This is a genomic window from Streptomyces sp. NPDC055506 (assembly GCF_053643595.1).
In genome coordinates this window covers 22,673-42,027 of sequence record NZ_JBSHKH010000071.1, presented here as the reverse complement: position 1 = coordinate 42,027, position 19,355 = coordinate 22,673, and the positions used below count along the sequence as shown (strand labels likewise).

Sequence of the window (19,355 nt, the reverse complement as noted above, 5' to 3'; positions counted from 1 at the left end):
GCCATGGGTAAAAATGTTCGGGTGCTCCAGGAACTCTTCACCCCGTCCGTCCAGCACTCGCTCGAGCTGATCGGCATCTTCGTCTTCGCGATCTCCGGCGCGCTGCTGGCGGTCCGCAAGAACTTCGACGTGTTCGGCATGGCCGTGCTCGCCGAGGGCACCGCGCTGGGCGGCGGGCTCTTCCGTGACCTGGTCATCGGGGCCGTACCGCCCGCCGCCTTCACGGACCTGGGGTACTTCCTCACCCCGCTGCTCGCCACCCTCCTGGTCTTCTTCCTGCACCCCCATGTGGAACGCATCCAGGTCGCCGTGAACGTCTTCGACGCGGCCGGCCTCGGCCTGTTCTGCGTCGCCGGGACGACGAAGGCGTACGAGTACGGGCTCAATCTGACCGCCTCGGCCTGTCTGGGGATGGTCACCGCGGTGGGCGGGGGCGTGCTGCGGGACGTGCTCGCCAACGAGGTGCCCTCGCTGCTGCGCTGGGACCGCGACCTGTACGCGGTCCCGGCGATCGTCGGCGCCACGATGGTCGTGCTGTGCATCCGCTACGACGTCCTGTCCCCGCTGACCAGCGCGCTCGCGGTGATCACGGCCTTCGTGCTGCGGCTGCTCGCGATGCGGTACCACTGGCGAGCTCCGCGGGCGTGGCACCGGCGGTCGACGGTGAGCGAGGAGGAGCAGCCCCTCCTGCCGTGACGGTACGGTCGCCCGTCATCTCCGTCAGCCAGCGGAACGCCGGGACCACCTGCGGCCGCCACAGCGCCATGGTGTGACCGCCCGCGCTGCCCGGCACGAACACCACGTGCACGGTCGTCGGGGCCTTCGCGGCCTGTTCCAGCGCCACGGCCGCCTCGTAGCCGTCGTGCGGCTGGCCGGAGAGGTAGAGCGCGATCCGCGGCGGGGTCGGCGCCTCGCGCAGCAGCACCCAGGGGTTGTTCCCGGCCCGCAGCGCCGGGCTCTGCGCGGCGAGCGAGTCGCGTTCGCCGATCGGGTCGTTGTAGCCGGACAAGCTGACGGCGGCCCGGTAGCGGTCGGGGTGGGCTACGGCGAGCTTGGCCGCGCAGTGCGCCCCGGCCGAGTAGCCGGCTACGGCCCAGCCCTGCGGTGCGGCCTCGGCGCGGAAGTTGTCCATGACCATCCTCGGCACGTCGACGCTCAGCCAGGTGTCGGCGTCGACCGTGCCCGGGATGTTGGCGCACCCGGTGTCCACCCCGGGCAGCAGGCTGGTGCGCGGGGCGACCAGGATGAACGGGGCGATCTGCCCGTCGCGCATCAGCGGCAGCAGCTGCTCGTGCGCGCGCAGCGAGCCGAACCAGGCCTTCGCCGAGCCGGGGTAGCCGGGCAGCAGCTCGACGACCGGGAACCGGTGATGCCGATAGGCCAGTTCGTCGTACTGCGGCGGCAGCCACACGTACACCTCGGCGTTCACGCCCGACACCCGGCCCTTGAGCTGGGTGACCCGCACCCCGCCGGCCGCGCGCATTCCGGGCCCGGTGGCCGGTTCGAAGGCCTGGCGCACCTTGGGCAGCCGTTTCAGGGCGAGGCCGCCGGTGCCGTCGGCGCCCAAGTCGGCCGCCTGCTGCACATGGTCGCCGGTGCCGAGCAGATCGCCCCAGGTGTCGTAGAGGCTGTTGGCGTTGTTGACCAGGGTGAAGACCAGGGCCACGGCCGTCCCCTGCGCGAACAGCAGCATCATTGTCCGGGCCGCGGCGCGCAGGGCCCGGGGCCCGCGGAGGCGTGACCAGAGGACCAGCGGCAGTGCGAGGGCGACGAGGGACAGCACGACCAGTGTGCAGAGGAACGGGGTCCCGGTGAGGCTCATGCCCCTACAGAGGGCGGGAAGGGCCTGAGGGTGTACGGACGAGTCGGACACTTACCGAGATATTGCCCGGGTCTCACCAAGCGGGAGTGCTGGGCAAGCCAGGAAAGCTACCGCTTAGTAGTTAGTTCTTGTACTGTTCAGTCATGCCAGAAGCAGCCTCCGCCCAGGTCGTCCGGGCCACGATCGGCGACAGCGAGTTCGACCGCGACACCGCGCTCACCCTCCGCGCACCCGGCGTCTACGACATCGACCTCTCCGCCGGCTGGACGATCATCAGCGCTGTCAACGGCGGCTACCTGCTGGCCGTCCTGGGCCGCGCGCTCGCGGACGCCCTGCCGCACTCCGACCCGTTCACCGTCTCGGCGCACTACCTGACCGCGTCCCAGCCCGGCCCGGCCGTCGTCCGCACGGACGTCGCCCGCACCGGCCGCACCCTGTCGACCGGCCAGGCCTCCCTCTTCCAGTACGACGAAGAGGGCCGTGAGGTCGAACGCATCCGCGTCCTCGCCTCCTACGGCGACCTGGACGCCCTGCCCGACGACGTCCGCACGACGGCCGAGCCGCCCGCGATCCCGCCCATGGAGCACTGCTTCGGCCCCGAGGACGGGCCGGCGCCCGTCTCCGGCAGCTCGGCCATCACCGACCGCCTGATGCTCAAGCTGGATCCGTCGACGCTGGGCTGGGCCCTCGGGCAGCCGTCCGGCAAGGGCGAGATGCGCGCCTGGTTCGGGCTCGCGGACGGCCGCGACCACGACCCGCTCTCCCTGCTGCTCGCGGTGGACGCCCTGCCGCCCACCGCCTTCGAGCTCGGGATCAAGGGCTGGGTCCCCACGGTCGAGCTGACCGTGCACGTCCGCTGCCGCCCCGCGCCGGGCCCCCTGCGCGTCTCGATCACCACGCGCAACCTCGCCGGCGGCTTCCTGGAGGAGGACGCCGAGGTCTGGGACAGCGCCGACCGGCTGGTCGCCCAGTCCCGGCAGCTCGCCCGGGTCCGGCTCGGGTGAACTTTGCCGCACTGACAGGCAGATCACAGGGCGTCCCGAGGAGAGTCCTGAGCGGCGTTGGTTGAGTGCTCGCCTCAGGACTTCCTCATCCTCCCTGGAGCTGTCTCTCATGAAGCGTGCCCGTCTCCTTCCTGCCGTGGCCCTGCTGGCGTTGTCGCCCCTCGCTCTGGCGGCCTGCGGCTCGGGTGACTCCTCGTCCTCCTCGAACAGCGGCGGCGGCTCCGGGCAGCAGGGGGCCTGCCAGGCCCCGTCGGGAGTGCCTTCGGGGGCCTCTTCCGGGGCTCCGTCGGGCATTTCTTCCGGTGCGCCCTCGGGGGCGCCCTCCGGGGCTCCGTCGGGCGCCGCTGCCGGGGGTGCCAAGCCGTCGGGAGCGCCGTCCGGGGCGCCTTCGGGTGCGCCCAGTGGGGCGCCGGGCGGCGCTCAGGGCGGCGGGCAGGGCGGTCCCGGCGGTGGCCAGGGCGGCGGCTGCGGTGCGCCCGGCGGCGGTCAGGCCTCGGGCGGGCAGGGGCAGCAGGCCCCGCAGGCGCAGCAGACCCCGCAGGCACAGAGGGAGCAATAGACGTAGAGGTGCGGGGGCCCAGCCGGGCCCCGGAATACGGCAGGGGCGGCGCGCTCGGCGAACGGGCGTGCCGCCCCGCTGCGTTGCGCGCCGGGTGTCAGTCCAGCCAGTGGTGGCGGCCGAGGCCGATCAGCCGCATCTGGCGGGTCGCCACCTGCGTGACGTGCCGGGTCCGCTCCGCACGCTCCTTCTCCGGGCCCTCCAGCGCCTCCAGGAAGAGCGACGCGGTGATCAGCATCTGGTCGACGTAGAGGTGCGCGAGCATCAGCAGGTCGTCCTCGGTCCAGCCCTCGGACACCGAGTCCTTGGCCAGTTCGTCCTTGACCTCCCGTGCGAAACGGGCCAGTTGCTCCCGTATCGCCTCCCGTACCGGCTGAACTCCGCCATGCCGTTCACGGGCGATGAACCGGACATGTGCGGGGTACCCGTCGACGTGACGGGCGATCAGCTCGATGGCGCGCGTGATGCGTTCCTCGTGGTCGCCCGTCGCGGACACCGTCGTCCGGATCATCGGGTGCAGGCTGCCCAGCGCCTCCTCGACCAGGGCCACGCCCAGATCCGCGGTGGAGCGGAAGTGCCGGTAGAAGGCCGTCGGGGCGACACCGACGGCGCGCGTGACCTCGCGCAGCCCGAGGCTGCTCAGGCTCTGCTCCTCCAGCAGCCCCAGGGCCGCGTCCAGGAGTGCCTGCCGGGTCTTCTGTTTCTGGGCCTGCCGGATGCCGAGGGTGTGACTCATACCATGCAGTTAACAACTGTTCTCTGGAATTGGAAAGTCATGAGAGGCGCTAGACTGGGAAGTCAGTGAACAACTGTAACTACAACCGTTCACCGAAACCCTGGGGGCTTTTCCCATGCTGTTCATCGTCGCCGCACTCCTGCTGCTGGGGGTCGTGCTGGGCACCGTGGCCCACGCGCCGCTCACCTTCTCCGTCGCCGCCGGCGTGGTCATCGCCGCCTGGCTCGGCATCTTCGCGATCCGCGAGCGCCACAGCCGCCGGCGCCACACGCAGGCCCACTGACCACCGTCCCGCCCACCCGACTGGGAGTCGATCATCATGCAGCTCACCGCTCCGGCCACGCGCCGCACCGGTATCCGCGACACCGACGGCATGGCCGTCGCGTCCTTCGTCCTCGGCCTCCTCGGTCTGCTCGTCCTCAACCTCTTCCTCGGCCCGACCGCCATCGTGCTGGCGAGCATCGCCCTGTGGCGCGGCACCGCGCGCCCCGGCCGCGCCTACCTGGGTCTGGGCCTGGGCATCGCCGACCTGCTGGTGCTGGCGGCGTTCATGCAGTTCGACAGCACGATCTCCTGGAGCTTCTGAGCCGCCGTCGGACGACCGTGCTCCGGCACGGCGCGGACGGGCCCGTGGACGACGGGCCGCAGCCGCGCGGGAAAGCGGTTCACGTTCGGCCAACCTTGCTCTGAGGCCCGTGGAACCAGAGCCGTAGAATCGGGCTCACCATGGCTTACCTCGACCACGCCGCGACCACCCCGATGCTCCCGGAGGCGGCAGAGGCGCTCACCGCGCACCTGGGTGCCACCGGCAACGCCTCCTCCCTCCACGCATCCGGCAGGCAGGCCCGCCGTACCGTCGAGGAGGCCCGCGAGACCCTCGCCGAAGCCCTCGGCGCCCGCCCCAGCGAGGTCGTCTTCACCTCGGGCGGCACGGAGGCCGACAACCTCGCCGTCAAGGGCCTGTACTGGTCACGCCGCGACACCGACCCGGCCCGCACCCGCGTCCTCGCCAGCCCCGTCGAGCACCACGCGGTCCTCGACGCCGTCCACTGGCTCGGCGAACACGAGGGCGCCACCATCGAGTACCTGCCGGTCGACACCCACGGCCGCGTCCACCCGGACGCCCTGCGCGAGGCGATCGCCCGCGACCCCGACGACGTGGCCCTCGCCACCGTCATGTGGGCGAACAACGAGATCGGGACGATCCTGCCGATCCGCGAACTCACCGATGTGGCCGCCGAGTTCGGTGTCCCCCTGCACTCGGACGCCGTCCAGGCCTTCGGTCAGATCCCCGTGGACTTCGCCGCCTCCGGTCTCGCCGCGATGACGGTGTCCGGCCACAAGATCGGCGGCCCCTACGGCATCGGCGCACTGCTCCTCGGCCGCGAGCACGCCCCCGTACCGGTCCTGCACGGCGGCGGCCAGGAACGCCATGTGCGCTCCGGCACCCTCGACGTACCCGCCATCGCCTCGTTCGCGGTCGCCGGACGGCTGGCCGCCGAACAGCGCGAGTGGTTCGCCCGCGAGATCGGCGCCCTGCGCGACGCCCTCGTCACCGCCGTCCGCTCGGCCGTGCCGGACGCGATCCTCGGCGGCGACCCCGCGCCGGAGGGCCGCCTCCCCGCCAACGCGCACTTCACCTTCCCCGGCTGCGAGGGCGACTCCCTGCTGCTCCTGCTCGACGCCCAGGGCATCGAATGCTCCACGGGCTCCGCCTGCACCGCCGGCGTCGCCCAGCCCAGCCACGTCCTCCTCGCCACCGGCACCGACCCCGACCTCGCTCGCGGCACCCTCCGCTTCTCCCTCGGCCACACCTCCACCGAGTCCGACATCAAGGCCCTCGCGAAGGCCATCGGCCCGGCGGTGGAGCGGGCACGGGCGGCGGGGCTGACATAGCGCGGGCGGCGGGCTGACGTAGCGCGCCGGGGCCCGCCGGTCAGGCCGGAGCCGTACGCGCCTGCTTCACCGCCTGTTTCACCAAGCGCATGTACCTGTCCCAGTCCCAGTGCGGCCCCGGGTCCGTGTGGTCGGTGCCCGGGACCTCCACGTGGCCGATGATGTGCTCGCGGTCGACGGGGATGTCGTAGCGCGCGCAGATGCGGGCCGTGAGGCGGGCGGAAGCCTCGTACATCTCGTCCGTGAGGTCCTGCGGGCGGTCCACGAAGCCCTCGTGCTCGATACCGACACTGCGTTCGTTGTAGTCGCGGTTGCCCGCGTGGTACGCCACGTCCAGCTCGCGGATCATCTGCGTGACATGCCCGTCCTGGCGGACGATGTAGTGCGTGGCGGCCTTGTGGCCCGGGTCCTGGAAGGCCTTCACCGCGCTGTCGAAACTGCCCTGTGTGACATGGACGATCACCATGTCTATGCCGAAGTCGTCGGGGCGGTCAGCCCGGCGCCAGTTCGCCTCCGACGCCGCCACCCAGCGGGCACCCCCGTAGTCGACCTCGCCCGCCTTGCGTGGCTTCTCCACGCCGGGAGTCCGCCACCACAGGCGCGCGAGCTCGTCCCGGGCCAGCGCGGCCGTGCCCGCCGCTGCCGCCGCCCCGCCGATCAGCAGCGCGCGACGCCCGACCTTCCGGTCGCCGTCCTTCGAAGCCTTCCGCTGTCCCATGTGATCGTCAACGGATACTCGTGAGCCCTGGTTCCCGCGCCCCCGTACCCTGGAAGGGCTATGACTGAAACCCCGCAGCGCTCCCGTCCCCTCCGCGTCCTGGCCGCCATGTCCGGCGGAGTCGACTCCGCCGTCGCCGCCGCCCGCGCGGCCGAGGCCGGCCACGATGTGACCGGCGTCCACCTCGCGCTCTCCGCCAACCCCCAATCCTTCCGGACGGGCGCGCGCGGCTGCTGCACCATCGAGGACTCGCGCGACGCCCGCCGCGCCGCGGACGTCATCGGCATCCCGTTCTACGTGTGGGACCTCGCCGACCGCTTCCGCGAGGACGTGGTGGAGGACTTCGTCGCCGAGTACGAGGCCGGCCGCACCCCCAACCCCTGCCTGCGGTGCAACGAGAAGATCAAGTTCGCCGCCCTCCTCGACAAGGCGCTCGCCCTGGGCTTCGACGCGGTGTGCACCGGCCACTACGCCAAGGTCGTCACACTCGCCGACGGCACCCGTGAGCTGCACCGCGCCTCCGACATGGCCAAGGACCAGTCGTACGTCCTGGGCGTGCTGGACGACCGGCAGCTCGCCCACGCGCTCTTCCCCCTCGGTGACACCGTCACCACGAAGGACGAGATCCGCGCGGAGGCCGAGCGCCGCGACCTGGCGGTGGCCAAGAAGCCCGACTCGCACGACATCTGCTTCATCGCCGACGGCGACACCCAGGGCTTCCTGGCGAACCGGCTCGGCAGGTCCGAGGGCGACATCGTCGACGAGTCCGGCAACCGGATCGGCACGCACGAGGGCGCCTACGGCTTCACCATCGGCCAGCGCAAGGGCCTGCGCATCGGCACCCCGGCCCCCGACGGCAAGCCCCGCTACGTCCTCGACATCTCCCCGGTGGACAACACGGTCACGGTCGGCCCGGCCGCCGCGCTGGACGTCAGCGCCCTGACCGCGATCAAGCCGCGCTGGTGCGGTGCCGCCCCCACCGGCCCGGGCACCTACACGGCCCAGCTCCGCGCCCACGGCGGCGAGACCGAGGTGCGTGCCGAACTCGTCGACGGCTCCCTGGAGGTCACCTTCACCGAGCCGGTCCGCGGCGTCGCCCCCGGCCAGGCGATCGTGCTGTACGACGGCACGCGCGTGGTGGGCTCGGCGACGATCGCCTCGACGACCCGGGCGACGGCGGGCGTGGCCTGACGCGGGCCCGTCAGCCCTGCGGGAAGAGGCCCGTCGGCTCAGGCGTCAGCACGTTCGCCTCGAGATTCCGGGCGATGGCCGGGCGTGGCGCCGTCAGTCCTGCACGAGGAGGCCCGTCGGCACGTTCTCCTCGACGCCCCGGGCGACGGCTGACGCGGCGCCGTGGTCAGCCCTGCAGGAAGAAGTCCGTCAGCACCGGCGCCAGCACGTTCGGCTCGACCATGTGCGTCTGGCCCTGGAGCGTGCGGTACGCGCCCGTGGGCACCGAGTCCGCGATCGCCCGGGCCGCCTCGCGCAGCCAGGCGGGGCTCGAGTCGCCCGCGACCGCCAGGACCGGGACGCCCACCGCGGCCAGCCGGTCGCGGGGGACCCGGCCGTCGCGCATCACGGCGTCGTCGTAGGCGAGGCTCGCGGCGATCGACTCCATGCCGGCCCACATGGGGGACTGGCGGGCCCCCTGGATCACCCCCTCGGCCAGGCCGGTCAGCCGCAGGAACAGCTCGACCGCGTCCCCGCGCCGTCCCTCGCCGAGCGCCTCCGTCAGCCGGACGGTGTACTCCGCGCGCTCCTCGGCGCCCTCCTCGGACATCGCGAACGGCGTCTCGTACACCGCGACGCGGCGCACCGGCAGTCCGCTCGCCGCCGCCTCCAGGGCCAGCGCACCGCCCGACGAGATGCCGTACAGGAGCGCCTCGCCGCCCACCGCCTCGATCACCGCCGCCAGGTCCTCGAGCTCACGCTCCACGGCGTACGGTGCGGTGTCCCCGCTGGCACCGCGGCCCCGCCGGTCGTAGACGACGGCCTGGAAACGCTCCGAGAGCGACACGGCCAGCGGCGCCAGGGTGCCGCCCGTCGACATCGCGCCGCTCACCAGGACGACCGCGGGGCCCTGTCCGGTGCCCTCGTAGGCGATGCGGGTGCCGTCGCGAGAAAGGATCTTCTTGTCCATGCTCATGCAGACTGCCGCACGGCGCCGTGTTCATCGGTGAGGCGGGCCGTGCGTCAGCCGATCACATCACTTCCACCTCGTAGAAGCACAGGTGGTCCTTGATCTCCGCGACGTCCGGCTTGGGGTCCGGATACGCCCACACGAGGTCCGCCGCGTCCGGCAGCGACCAGTAGGAGGCGTCGCCCTTGAAGGGGCAGTGCGTCCGGGTGCCGGACGGTGTGAGCAGGTCCAGGCGTACGTCCTCGGCCGGGATGTAGAACCGCTCGGGACAGCCCGTCTCCCGCAGGACCAGCGACCGGTCACTCTCCGCCAGGATCTGTCCGCCGTGCACCACGCGCACGTGCCGCCCGCTCGGTTCAACGGTGATGCGGTGCCCTCTGGTCACGATCGCCCTCCTTGGGTAGCCGAGTCCATCGATACAGCGCACGCTGTAGCGGAGTTCTTCCCTCGCCGCAGGAGGCCCCCATGCGAGCAGCAGAACCGGCCGAAAACCGCAGCACCCTGGCCCACCAGGTCAGGTACGCCCTGCGCCACCCGGGGCGGGTACCGGCGCACGCCCGGCGCGCGGCACGGGACGCCTGGCTGCGGCTGCGGTACCGCGACCACATCTCCTACTACCGCGCCGTCATGGCCTCCGACGCGGCCCGCAGCGCGGAGGCGGCGGTCGGGCACAACCCCTCCCGCGAGGCGTGGACGCGGATCGGGCGCATGCAGTTCGACTACCTGGTGGGGCACGGCCTCCGGCCGCAGCACCGGATGCTGGAGATCGGCTGCGGCAATCTGCGCGCCGGACGCCTGTTCATCGACCACCTCGAGGTCGGCCACTACTACGGCATCGACATCTCGCCGCACATCCTGCTCGCCGCCCAGGACACCCTCGTGTCCGAGGGGCTCCAGTCCAAAATGCCCTACCTGGCGCTCGCCGACGACCTCACCTTCGCCTTCCTGCCCGACGCGCACTTCGACGTCGTGCACGCGCACAGCGTCTTCTCGCACTCGCCGCCGCACGTCATAGAGGAGTGCTTCGCCCACGTCGGCCGGATCCTCGCGCCCGGCGGCTTCTTCGACTTCACGTTCGACCGCACCGAGGGCGAGGAGCACCAGGTGCTCCACGAGGACTTCTACTACCGGACCCGGACGCTGACCGAACTCGCCGCGAAGCACGGCCTGAACGCCCGGTTCATGGACGACTGGGAGGAACTCCCGCACCGGCAGTCCAAAATGCGGGTCACCACGGCGCCCGACCGTGCCCGTACGGTGGGTTCATGAACATCTGTGTCTTCCTCTCCGCCGCCGACCTCGACGAGCGCTACACCCGGCCCGCGCGGGAGTTCGCCACCCTGCTGGGCAAGGGCGGACACACCCTCGTGTGGGGCGGCTCGGACGTCGGCCTCATGAAGGTGGTCGCCGACGGGGTGCAGGAGGCGGGCGGCCGGCTCACCGGCGTCTCCGTGAAATTCCTCTCGGCGAAGGCCCGCCCGGGCGTCGACGAGATGGTCGTCGCCGAGGACCTCGCCGAGCGCAAGAAGCTCCTCCTGGAGAAGGCCGACGCCGTGGTCATCATGGTCGGCGGCACGGGCACCCTCGACGAGGCGACCGAGATCCTGGAACTGAAGAAGCACGGCCACACCGACAAGCCGGTCGTCCTGCTCAACACCGCGGGCTTCTACGACGGTCTGAAGCAGCAGTTCCGCCGCATGGAGGACGAGGGCTTCCTCCCCCGCCCGCTCACCGACCTGGTGTTCTTCGCCGAGGAGCCGGTGGGCGCACTGGCCTACCTGGAGGAGAGCCGCGGCATCGAGTGACCGAGGCCCCTGACGCTGATGCGAGCATGGCGGGCATGGCTACTCATGTGATCACCGGAGCGGGCTCCGGCATCGGCGCGGCCGTGGCCCGCCGTCTGCACGCGCGCGGGGACGAGCTCGTGCTGCACGCGCGCGACGCGGGCCGGGCGAAGGAGCTGGCGGCCGAGTTCCCGGGGGCGCGCACCCTCGTCGGCGACCTGGCCGACCCCGACAAGCTCTCCTGGGCCTTCTCCCACCAGTCGCTGCCCGACCGTGTGGACTCGCTGCTGCACATCGCCGGGGTCGTCGACCTCGGCCCCGTCGGCGAGCTCACCCCGAAGACCTGGCGCCACCAGCTCAACGTCAACCTCGTCGCCCCCGCCGAGCTGACCCGCCACTTCCTGCCCCAGCTGCGCGTCGCCCGCGGTCACGTGGTCTTCGTCAACTCCGGCGCCGGCCTCAACGCCCACGCCGGCTGGTCCGCGTACGCCGCCTCCAAGCACGGCCTGAAGGCCCTCGCCGACTCCCTGCGGCACGAGGAGCACGGCAATGGCGTGCGCGTCACCTCGGTCTACCCCGGCCGCACGGCCAGCCCCATGCAGGCCAAGGTGCACCAGCAGGAGGGCAAGGAGTACGACGCCTCCCGGTGGATCGACCCCGAGTCGGTGGCGACGACGATCCTGACGGCCCTGGACCTGCCGAGGGACGCCGAGGTCAACGACCTGACGGTGCGGCCCGGGAACTGACCCCTGCGGAGCCGCTGCGTAGGCTTCTCCGGTGAGCGAAAACAGCCAGTCCAGGTTCGGCGCCGCCACCGGTGTGGGGTCCATGCCGGGCGGCGACGCCCGAGAAGCCGCCAAGACCGTCACCGGAACCTTCGAGGACTTCCCCTTCCTGCCCGAACTGCCCGCCCGGGGTCCGGGAGCGGACATGATCGGGCGGACCGCCGGACTGCTCGTCGAGCTGTACGCGCGCGTGGAGCCCAGCGGCTGGCGTCTCGGGGACCGGCCCGGGCGGGACACCAAACGGGCCCGCTCCTGGCTCGGCGAGGACCTCGACGCGCTGGAGGAGTTCACACAGGAGTACGAGGGGCCGCTGAAGGTCCAGGCCGTCGGGCCCTGGACCCTCGCCGCCAACCTGGAGCTGCGCAACGGCGAGGCCGCCCTGTCCGACCCCGGAGCCTGCCGCGACCTCGCCGCCTCCCTCGCAGAGGGGCTGCGCCAGCATCTCGCCGAAGTACGGCGGCGGATCCCCGGCGCGCACCTCGTCCTCCAGCTCGACGAGCCGTCCCTCACCGCCGTCCTGCGCGGCCAGGTGAAGAGCGCCAGCGGCTACCGCACCCACCGGGCCGTCGACCGGCAGATCGTCGAGGCCACCCTCCGCGACGCCGTCGGCGTGCACGCCGAGGGCCCGGTCGTCGTCCACTCCTGCGCACCGGACGTCCCGTTCGCCCTGCTCCGCCGGGCGGGCGCGGCGGCCGTCTCCTTCGACTTCTCCCTGCTCACCGAACGTGACGACGACGCGATCGGCGAGGCGGTGGAGGCCGGCACCCGGCTCTTCGCCGGTGTCGTCCCGGGCACGGAGGGCCCATTGTCAGACCCTGCCGGTAGCGTCATGGGTGTCAGGACGCTGTGGCGCAGGCTGGGGCTGTCACCGGGGCTTCTCGCGGAGGCGGTCACAGTCACCCCGGCGTGCGGACTCGCGGGGGCCTCCCCGGGGTACGCGCGCACGGCTCTCGCCCACTGCGTCAGGGCGGCGAGATCTCTCGCGGACAACCCAGAGTAACGGGAGGACGACACGGTGGCCGGGGACAAGCAAGCGGAGACGACGACGGTGCCCGCCGAGGCACGGGAGAAGCACGCGCGCCTCGCTGAGCAGATCGAGGAGCACCGCTTCCGGTACTACGTGAAGGACGCTCCCGTCGTCAGCGACGCGGAGTTCGACCGACTGCTGCGTTCCCTTGAGGCGCTGGAGGAGGAGCATCCGGAGCTGCGCACCCCGGACTCGCCGACCCAGAAGGTGTCCGGGTCGTACGAGACGGAGTTCACGGCGGTCGAGCACCGCCAGCGCATGCTCTCCCTCGACAACACGTTCAACGACGAGGAGATGGCCGCCTGGACGGAGCGCATCGCCAGGGAACTGGGCGAGCAGGACTACCACTTCCTGTGCGAGACGAAGGTCGACGGCCTCGCTGTGAACCTCACCTACGAGCACGGCCGCCTCACCCGCGCGGCGACCCGAGGTGACGGCCGCACCGGCGAGGACATCACACCGAACGTCCGGACGATCGCCGAGATCCCGGAGCGCCTCAAGGGCGACACCGTTCCCGACCTCGTGGAGATCCGCGGCGAGGTCTACTTCCCGATGGAGAAGTTCCAGGAGCTCAACGCCCGGCTGGTCGAGGCGGGCGACAAGCCCTTCGCCAACCCGCGCAACGCGGCGGCCGGTTCACTGCGCCAGAAGGACCCGCGCGTCACCGCCACCCGCCCCCTGCACATGGTGGTCCACGGCATCGGCGCCCTGGAGGGCTTCACCGGCCTGACCCGCCTCTCCGAGGCCTACGACCTGTTGAAGACGTGGGGCCTGCCCGTTTCCGGCCACAACCGGGTGGTCGACGGCCTGGACGGCATCCGGGAGTTCATCGCGTACTTCGGCGAGAACCGCCACTCCGTGGAGTGGGAGATCGACGGCGTCGTCGTCAAGCTCGACCAGATCCCGCTCCAGGGCCGCCTCGGCTCCACCTCGCGCGCGCCGCGCTGGGCCATCGCGTACAAGTACGCGCCGGAGGAGGTCAACACCAAGCTCGTCAACATCCGCGTGGGCGTGGGCCGCACGGGCCGGGTCACGCCGTACGCCCAGGTCGAGCCGGTCACGGTCGCGGGCTCCGAGGTCGAGTTCGCCACGCTGCACAACCAGGACGTGGTCAAGGCCAAGGGCGTCCTCATCGGCGACACCGTGGTGCTCCGCAAGGCCGGTGACGTCATCCCCGAGATCCTCGGGCCGGTCGCCGACCTGCGCGACGGCAGCGAGCGCGAGTTCGTGATGCCGAGCGAGTGCCCCGAGTGCGGTACGGCGTTGCGGCCGATGAAGGAGGGCGACGTCGACCTGCGCTGCCCGAACGCCCGCACCTGCCCGGCCCAGTTGCGCGAGCGCCTGTTCTATCTCGCGGGCCGCAAGGCGCTGGACATCGAGCACTTCGGCTATGTGTCGGCGGCGGCCCTCACCGCGCCGCTGGAGCCGAAGGACCCGCCGCTGGTCGACGAGGGCGACCTGTTCGACCTCACCATCGACCAGCTGCTCCCCATCAAGGCGTACGTCCTCGACTCGGACAGCGGCCTGCCCAAGCGGGACCCGAAGACGGGCGAGGAGAAGGTCGCGACGATCTTCGCGAACCAGGAGGGCAACCCCCGCAAGAACGCGCTCGCCATGCTGGAGAACATCGCGGCGGCCAAGCAGCGCCCGCTGGCCCGCATCCTCACCGGCCTGTCGATCCGTCACGTCGGACCGGTCGCGGCCGAGGCGCTGGCCAGGGAGTTCCGCTCGATCGAGCGCATCGACCAGGCCACGGAGGAGGAGCTGAAGAACACGGACGGCGTCGGCCCGATCGTCGCCGCGGCCGTCAAGGAGTGGTTCGCCGAGGACTGGCACCGCGAAATCATCCGTAAGTGGAAGGCCTCCGGCGTCCGCATGGAGGAGGAGAGCACCGGCGAGGACGAGGGGCCGCGCCCGCTCGAAGGGCTCACCGTCGTCGTCACCGGCACCCTCGAACACTTCACACGGGACGGCGCCAAGGAGGCGCTGCAGAGCCGCGGAGCGAAGGTGACCGGCTCGGTTTCGAAGAAGACGTCATTCGTCGTTGTGGGTGACAGCCCCGGATCGAAATACGACAAGGCGATGCAGCTGAAGGTGCCGGTCCTGAACGAGGAGGGTTTCGGCGTCCTCTTGGAGCAGGGGCCGGACGCGGCGGCCGAAGTCGCGCTTTCGGCCGAGGAGTAGCGGTTGAAGGCCACCCGTTCAGCGCATATCAGATGCATACGGGTGGCCGGGGCGCATTCGGGCAACCGTCCGCGACCGCTGCCCGTGGAAGCCTTCTGCGGCCTACTGTTGAGATGTGCGCCTGCCGTGCCCAGCTGCGGTCGGGGCATCTTCGTGCTCGCACAGAGCGCGGGGAAGGGTTTTCCAACGCGGGCCGCCCAAGGGTTGTCGGGCACCGGGCCGCGGGGCGTGGGCACCGCCGGCTGTGAGAGGGACGGGAATGGAACCGACCGAGAGCGCCGTGCCGGGCGCACGGCTGCGCCTGCGCCGCATGGCGGTCGCATGGCGTGCGGTCCGCGGGGTCGGACGGCCGGCGGTGCGTCCGGGTGCGGAGGCACGCGCCGTCGGACAGTACACGGCGGACGGGCGGTCCGCCGGGGGGCGCGCCGCGGCGGACGGCCGCGGCGCCGCGCAGCCGGCCACCGAGCACACCCCCGGGCTGACCGTCGAGGACGCGGACGGCGAACGGCACCACTCCTGGCCCGCGCTGCCCGCCGCGGTCGTCGCGGCGGCCGGGTTCGTCCTCGGCGCCGGCTTCTACCGCGCCTTCACCGGCGGCCACGCGCTGTTCCCGTCCGGCACGCCCGGCTGGGCGCTGGCCGTGCTGACCGGCATCATCGTCGGCCACCTCGTCATGCTCGGCCGCTCCCGCTGGTGGGGCGGCACCGGCTCGGGCGCCGCCCTCACCCTCGCCGTGCTGCTGCTCTACGGCTGGGTACCGGCCGGCATGGTCAGCCTCACGGTCGTCGTGCTGGTCGGCGTCGCCCGCCGCAACCGCTGGCGCCAGGGCGTGCTGCACGGCTCGGTCGACCTCCTCGGCATCGGCGCCGGCGCCCTGGTGCTCGCCGCGTTCGGAACCGTGCCGTCCGTCGAGTCGCCCGCGCAGCCCGCCGCCTGGACGCTCACCACCGCACCCCAGGTGGCCCTGGTCGCCGCCGCCTACCTGATGGTCACCCGCGTCCTGCTCTGGTATCTGCACGCCCCGCGCCCAGGGCTGCCCACCGTCGCCCGCACCGCCCTGGTCAGACAAGGCCTGGTCGCGGTCGCGCTGCTGGGGATCGCGCCGCTGGTCTGCGTGGTGGCCGTGGCCAAGCCGATCCTGCTGCCCCTGTTCTCCATCCCCCTCATCGCCCTGGACTCCACCCTGTGGATAGCCCGGGCCCGGGCCGAGGAGCAGCTGCGCGACCCGCTGACCGGGCTGCCCAACCGGCAGTGGCTGCTGGAGCGCATCTGGACCGCACTGGACGACGCCGAGCGGATCGACGCCCGCGCCGCCCTGATGCTGATCGATCTCGACCGGTTCCGGTCGGTCAACGACACGCTGGGGCATCTCGCCGGTGACCGGCTGCTGCTGCAGATCGCCGACCGGCTGCGGGTGGCGCTGCCGCGCGGGGCGGAGGCCGCCCGGCTCGGCGGAGACGAGTTCGCCGTCTTACTGCCGGTCGCCGACTCCACGACGTCCGCGACCCAGGTCGCCCGGAGCCTGGTCACCGCGCTCAGCTCCCCCCTCGACCTCGACGGCCTCACCCTCGTCCTGGAGGCCAGCGCCGGAGTCGCCGTCTTCCCCGACCACGCCCTGGACGCCGAAGGGCTGCTGCGGCGGGCGGACGTGGCGATGTACCAGGCGAAGCGGGACCGCACGGGCGTGGAGGTCTACGAGTCCAAGCGCGACTCGAACACCCCCGACCGGCTCGGTCTGCTGGGCGATCTGCGCCGCGCCCTCGAGGCCAATGAAGTGCATCTGCACTACCAGCCGAAGGTCCGCTTCGACGGACAGGTCGTGGGCCTGGAGGCCCTGGTCCGCTGGGTGCACCCGGAGCGGGGCAAGGTGCCGCCGGACGAGTTCATAGCGATCGCCGAGTCCTCGGGCCTGATGCCCCACCTCACCGAATACGTCCTGGAGGCCGCGCTCGGCCAGGTCGCGCGCTGGCGGTCCCAGGACCTGTTCGTACCCGTCGCGGTGAACGTCTCCCCGCGTGATGTGCACACCCCCGGCTTCGCCGGCTCCGTCGCCGCCCGGCTGGCCCGGCACGGCGTCCCCGCGGGAGCGCTCCAGCTGGAGATCACGGAGCACGTCCTCCTGGAGGACCCGCAGCGCGCCGCGGACACCCTCAACGCCCTGACCGGGCACGGCGTCAAGATGTCCCTGGACGACTTCGGCACGGGGTACTCCTCGCTCGTGCACCTGCGCCGGCTCCCGGTCAGCGAACTGAAGATCGACCGCTCCTTCGTGGCCCGGCTCGCGGTCGACACCGAGGACGCGGAGATCGTGCGCTGCACGGTCGACCTCGCGCACTCCCTCGGCCTGCTCGTCGTCGCCGAGGGCGTCGAGGACGACGAGACCTGGGAGCGCCTGCGCGACCTCGGCTGCGACGCCGTCCAGGGCTGGCTGGTCGCCGCCGCGATGCCCCCCGAGGAGACCACGGCCTGGCTCCGCGCCCGGGGCTCCCGAGGCTGGCAGCGCCCCCGGGCCGCCCTCCCGGCGGCGACGGCGGACGACTCGGGCCGCGTCGGCTAGCTCCCTCGTGAGCGGGCGCGCCAAACCGTTTCACGGGCACGCCCTCCTGCCCCATAGGATTAGGCCAAACCACATTCACTCACCCCAGAGGATCGCTGCATGCCTGGCATCACGCGCGAGGAGGTCGCCCACCTCGCCCGGCTGGCGCGTCTGGAGCTGAAGCCCGAAGAGCTCGAGCACTTCGCGGGACAGCTGGACGACATCATCGGCGCGGTCGCACGCGTCAGTGAGGTCGCCGACCAAGACGTACCGCCGACCTCGCACCCGCTCCCGCTGACGAACGTCATGCGGGCGGACGAGGTCCGTCCGTCGCTCACCCCCGAGCAGGCGCTCTCCGGCGCCCCGGCCCAGGAGCAGCAGCGTTTCAAGGTGCCGCAGATCCTGGGGGAGGACTAGAAGCCATGACGGACATCATCAAGCTCACGGCCGCCGAGACCGCCTCGAAGATCGCCTCCGGCGAGCTCACGGCCGTCCAGGTCACCGAGGCCCACCTCGCTCGCATCGAGGCCGTCGACGAGAAGGTGCACGCCTTCCTGCACGTCGACCGCGAGGGCGCCCTCGCCCAGGCCCGTGCCGTCGACGAGAAGCGCGCCAAGGGGGAGAAGCTCGGTCCGCTGGCCGGCGTTCCCCTGGCGCTCAAGGACATCTTCACCACCGAGGGCATCCCGACCACGGTCGGCTCGAAGATCCTCGAGGGCTGGATCCCGCCGTACGACGCGACGCTCACCCAGCGGCTGAAGGCCGCCGACGTCGTCATCCTCGGCAAGACCAACATGGACGAGTTCGCCATGGGGTCCTCCACCGAGAACAGCGCGTACGGCCCGACCGGCAACCCCTGGGACCTCACCAAGATCCCCGGCGGCTCCGGTGGCGGTTCGTCCGCCGCGCTCGCCTCCTTCCAGGCCCCGCTCGCCATCGGCACGGACACCGGCGGTTCCATCCGTCAGCCCGCCGCCGTCACCGGCACGGTCGGCGTGAAGCCGACGTACGGCGCGGTGTCCCGCTACGGCATGGTCGCCTTCTCGTCCTCCCTCGACCAGGGCGGCCCCTGCGCCCGCACGGTCCTGGACGCGGCCCTGCTGCACGAGGTCATCGCCGGGCACGACCCGCTCGACTCGACCTCCATCGACGAGCCCGTCCCGGCGGTCGTCGAGGCCGCCCGCAACGGCAGCGTCGAGGGCATGCGCGTCGGCGTCGTCAAGCAGTTCCGCGGCGAGGGCTACCAGGCCGGTGTCATCCAGCGGTTCGACGAGTCCGTCGCGCTGCTGAAGGAGCTGGGCGCCGAGATCGTCGAGCTGGACTGCCCGTCCTTCGACCTCGCGCTCTCGGCGTACTACCTGATCGCGCCGTCCGAGTGCTCCTCCAACCTCGCCCGCTTCGACGGCCTGCGCTACGGCCTGCGGACCGGCGACGACGGCTCGCACTCCGCCGAGGAGGTCACCTCCCTCACCCGTGAGGCGGGCTTCGGCCCCGAGGTGAAGCGCCGCATCATGCTCGGCACGTACGCCCTGTCGAGCGGCTACTACGACGCCTACTACGGCAGCGCCCAGAAGGTCCGCACGCTGATCAAGCAGGACTTCGACAAGGCGTTCGAGCAGGTCGACGTCATCGTCTCGCCGACGACCCCGACCACCGCCTTCGCGATCGGCGAGCGCGCCGACGACCCGATGGCGATGTACCTCGCCGACCTGTGCACCATCCCGACCAACCTGGCGGGCAACGCGGCCATGTCGCTGCCGTGCGGTCTCGCCCCGGAGGACAACCTCCCGGTCGGCCTGCAGATCATCGCCCCGGTCATGAAGGACGACCGCCTTTACAAGGTGGGAGCCGCCGTCGAGGCCGCCTTCGTGGAAAAGTGGGGCCATCCGCTGATCGAGGAGGCTCCGTCGCTGTGAGTGCACTGACCAAGGCCAAGGGCTTCAAGAAGTCCAAGTCCGGCACGTACCTGTCCATGGCCGGGACCGCGTTCGGCGCGATCGGCGTCGCCAAGCGGCTGAAGAAGGCCCGCGCCGAGCAGGACACGCTGGTCCTGATCGACGCCACCGTGTCCGCCGTCGCCATCGTCACCGGCCTCGCCATCCTCTACCGCGAGCTGAAGCGGCTGGGCGACGACGACGTCCTGCTGGGCTGAGAGGGAAGTTTC

Annotated in this window: 20 protein-coding genes; 15 read left to right on the top strand and 5 right to left on the bottom strand. The window is 71.8% G+C overall.

Annotated features, from left to right (window positions below; genetic code table 11):
- Window positions 1-3 precede the first annotated feature (3 nt).
- Window positions 4-696, top strand: a complete 693-nt coding sequence (locus ACWIF2_RS25110; protein ID WP_454362894.1) for a trimeric intracellular cation channel family protein — start codon at window positions 4-6, stop codon at window positions 694-696.
- Here the strand turns inward: ACWIF2_RS25110 and ACWIF2_RS25105 are convergent.
- The gene (locus tag ACWIF2_RS25105) at window positions 587-1,822 is read right to left on the bottom strand and encodes an alpha/beta hydrolase (RefSeq protein WP_454362892.1); all 1,236 of its coding nucleotides are present in this window, start codon (window positions 1,820-1,822) and stop codon (window positions 587-589) included. The genes ACWIF2_RS25110 and ACWIF2_RS25105 overlap by 110 nt on opposite strands.
- Before the next feature lie 143 nt (window positions 1,823-1,965).
- On the opposite strand from ACWIF2_RS25105, the gene ACWIF2_RS25100 reads away from it, so the two are divergent.
- Window positions 1,966-2,826, top strand: coding sequence for a thioesterase family protein (locus tag ACWIF2_RS25100; RefSeq protein WP_454362891.1), 861 nt, complete (start codon window positions 1,966-1,968; stop codon window positions 2,824-2,826).
- Between the two features lie 656 nt (window positions 2,827-3,482).
- On the opposite strand, the gene ACWIF2_RS25095 is transcribed toward ACWIF2_RS25100, so the two are convergent.
- Window positions 3,483-4,121, bottom strand: a complete 639-nt coding sequence (locus ACWIF2_RS25095) for a TetR family transcriptional regulator (protein WP_432966758.1) — start codon at window positions 4,119-4,121, stop codon at window positions 3,483-3,485.
- Window positions 4,122-4,236: 115 nt separating this feature from the next.
- Here ACWIF2_RS25095 and ACWIF2_RS25090 point away from each other — a divergent pair, with 115 nt between their 5' ends.
- From ACWIF2_RS25090 to ACWIF2_RS25080, 3 genes are all read left to right on the top strand, one after another.
- Window positions 4,237-4,404: a hypothetical protein gene (locus ACWIF2_RS25090; RefSeq protein WP_184598666.1), complete on the top strand. Its 168-nt coding sequence runs from the start codon at window positions 4,237-4,239 to the stop codon at window positions 4,402-4,404.
- 36 nt (window positions 4,405-4,440) lie between these two features.
- Window positions 4,441-4,707, top strand: coding sequence for a DUF4190 domain-containing protein (locus tag ACWIF2_RS25085; RefSeq protein WP_454362890.1), 267 nt, complete (start codon window positions 4,441-4,443; stop codon window positions 4,705-4,707).
- Between the two features lie 140 nt (window positions 4,708-4,847).
- Window positions 4,848-6,017 carry a cysteine desulfurase family protein gene (locus ACWIF2_RS25080; protein WP_454362889.1) on the top strand — a complete coding sequence of 390 codons (1,170 nt, stop codon included), beginning with the start codon at window positions 4,848-4,850 and terminating at the stop codon, window positions 6,015-6,017.
- A 40-nt stretch (window positions 6,018-6,057) separates the two neighbouring features.
- Here the strand turns inward: ACWIF2_RS25080 and ACWIF2_RS25075 are convergent, their stop codons facing one another.
- Window positions 6,058-6,735, bottom strand: a complete 678-nt coding sequence (locus tag ACWIF2_RS25075) for an N-acetylmuramoyl-L-alanine amidase (RefSeq protein WP_454362888.1) — start codon at window positions 6,733-6,735, stop codon at window positions 6,058-6,060.
- Window positions 6,736-6,795: 60 nt separating this feature from the next.
- Between ACWIF2_RS25075 and mnmA the strand changes: the two genes are divergently transcribed.
- Entirely contained in the window at window positions 6,796-7,926 is a 1,131-nt protein-coding gene (mnmA, locus tag ACWIF2_RS25070) for a tRNA 2-thiouridine(34) synthase MnmA (RefSeq protein ID WP_454362887.1), read from the top strand.
- Window positions 7,927-8,092: 166 nt separating this feature from the next.
- Here the strand turns inward: mnmA and ACWIF2_RS25065 are convergent, their stop codons facing one another.
- Together ACWIF2_RS25065 and ACWIF2_RS25060 are read right to left on the bottom strand one after the other, a co-directional pair.
- Window positions 8,093-8,875: an alpha/beta fold hydrolase gene (locus ACWIF2_RS25065; RefSeq protein ID WP_454362886.1), complete on the bottom strand. Its 783-nt coding sequence runs from the start codon at window positions 8,873-8,875 to the stop codon at window positions 8,093-8,095.
- Between the two features lie 61 nt (window positions 8,876-8,936).
- Window positions 8,937-9,260, bottom strand: coding sequence for a DUF427 domain-containing protein (locus tag ACWIF2_RS25060; protein ID WP_454362885.1), 324 nt, complete (start codon window positions 9,258-9,260; stop codon window positions 8,937-8,939).
- 80 nt (window positions 9,261-9,340) lie between these two features.
- Between ACWIF2_RS25060 and ACWIF2_RS25055 the strand changes: the two genes are divergently transcribed.
- The 9 genes from ACWIF2_RS25055 to ACWIF2_RS25015 all read left to right on the top strand — a co-directional run bounded on the left by ACWIF2_RS25055 (window position 9,341) and on the right by ACWIF2_RS25015 (window position 19,343).
- Window positions 9,341-10,144 (top strand): class I SAM-dependent methyltransferase, encoded by an 804-nt coding sequence (locus tag ACWIF2_RS25055; RefSeq protein ID WP_454362884.1) that lies wholly within the window; start codon window positions 9,341-9,343, stop codon window positions 10,142-10,144.
- Window positions 10,141-10,680, top strand: a complete 540-nt coding sequence (locus ACWIF2_RS25050) for an LOG family protein (protein WP_382497098.1) — start codon at window positions 10,141-10,143, stop codon at window positions 10,678-10,680. Before ACWIF2_RS25055 ends, ACWIF2_RS25050 begins: the two co-directional genes overlap by 4 nt.
- Before the next feature lie 26 nt (window positions 10,681-10,706).
- Window positions 10,707-11,405 carry an SDR family oxidoreductase gene (locus ACWIF2_RS25045; RefSeq protein WP_454362883.1) on the top strand — a complete coding sequence of 233 codons (699 nt, stop codon included), beginning with the start codon at window positions 10,707-10,709 and terminating at the stop codon, window positions 11,403-11,405.
- Between the two features lie 82 nt (window positions 11,406-11,487).
- Window positions 11,488-12,444 carry a methionine synthase gene (locus ACWIF2_RS25040; protein ID WP_454362893.1) on the top strand — a complete coding sequence of 319 codons (957 nt, stop codon included), beginning with the start codon at window positions 11,488-11,490 and terminating at the stop codon, window positions 12,442-12,444.
- A 15-nt stretch (window positions 12,445-12,459) separates the two neighbouring features.
- The gene (gene ligA / locus ACWIF2_RS25035; protein ID WP_454362882.1) at window positions 12,460-14,655 is read left to right on the top strand and encodes an NAD-dependent DNA ligase LigA; all 2,196 of its coding nucleotides are present in this window, start codon (window positions 12,460-12,462) and stop codon (window positions 14,653-14,655) included.
- A gap of 259 nt (window positions 14,656-14,914) precedes the next feature.
- A complete protein-coding gene (locus tag ACWIF2_RS25030; RefSeq protein WP_454362881.1) occupies window positions 14,915-17,212 on the top strand; it encodes a putative bifunctional diguanylate cyclase/phosphodiesterase in 2,298 nt (765 codons plus the stop codon).
- A gap of 99 nt (window positions 17,213-17,311) precedes the next feature.
- On the top strand, window positions 17,312-17,608 hold the full coding sequence (gene gatC / locus ACWIF2_RS25025; RefSeq protein ID WP_007384860.1) for an Asp-tRNA(Asn)/Glu-tRNA(Gln) amidotransferase subunit GatC: 297 nt from the start codon (window positions 17,312-17,314) through the stop codon (window positions 17,606-17,608).
- Between the two features lie 5 nt (window positions 17,609-17,613).
- Window positions 17,614-19,107 carry an Asp-tRNA(Asn)/Glu-tRNA(Gln) amidotransferase subunit GatA gene (gatA, locus tag ACWIF2_RS25020; protein WP_454362880.1) on the top strand — a complete coding sequence of 498 codons (1,494 nt, stop codon included), beginning with the start codon at window positions 17,614-17,616 and terminating at the stop codon, window positions 19,105-19,107.
- A complete protein-coding gene (locus ACWIF2_RS25015; protein ID WP_215118383.1) occupies window positions 19,104-19,343 on the top strand; it encodes a hypothetical protein in 240 nt (79 codons plus the stop codon). The genes gatA and ACWIF2_RS25015 overlap by 4 nt, the downstream gene beginning before the upstream one ends.
- The last annotated feature ends 12 nt before the right edge of the window (window positions 19,344-19,355 follow it).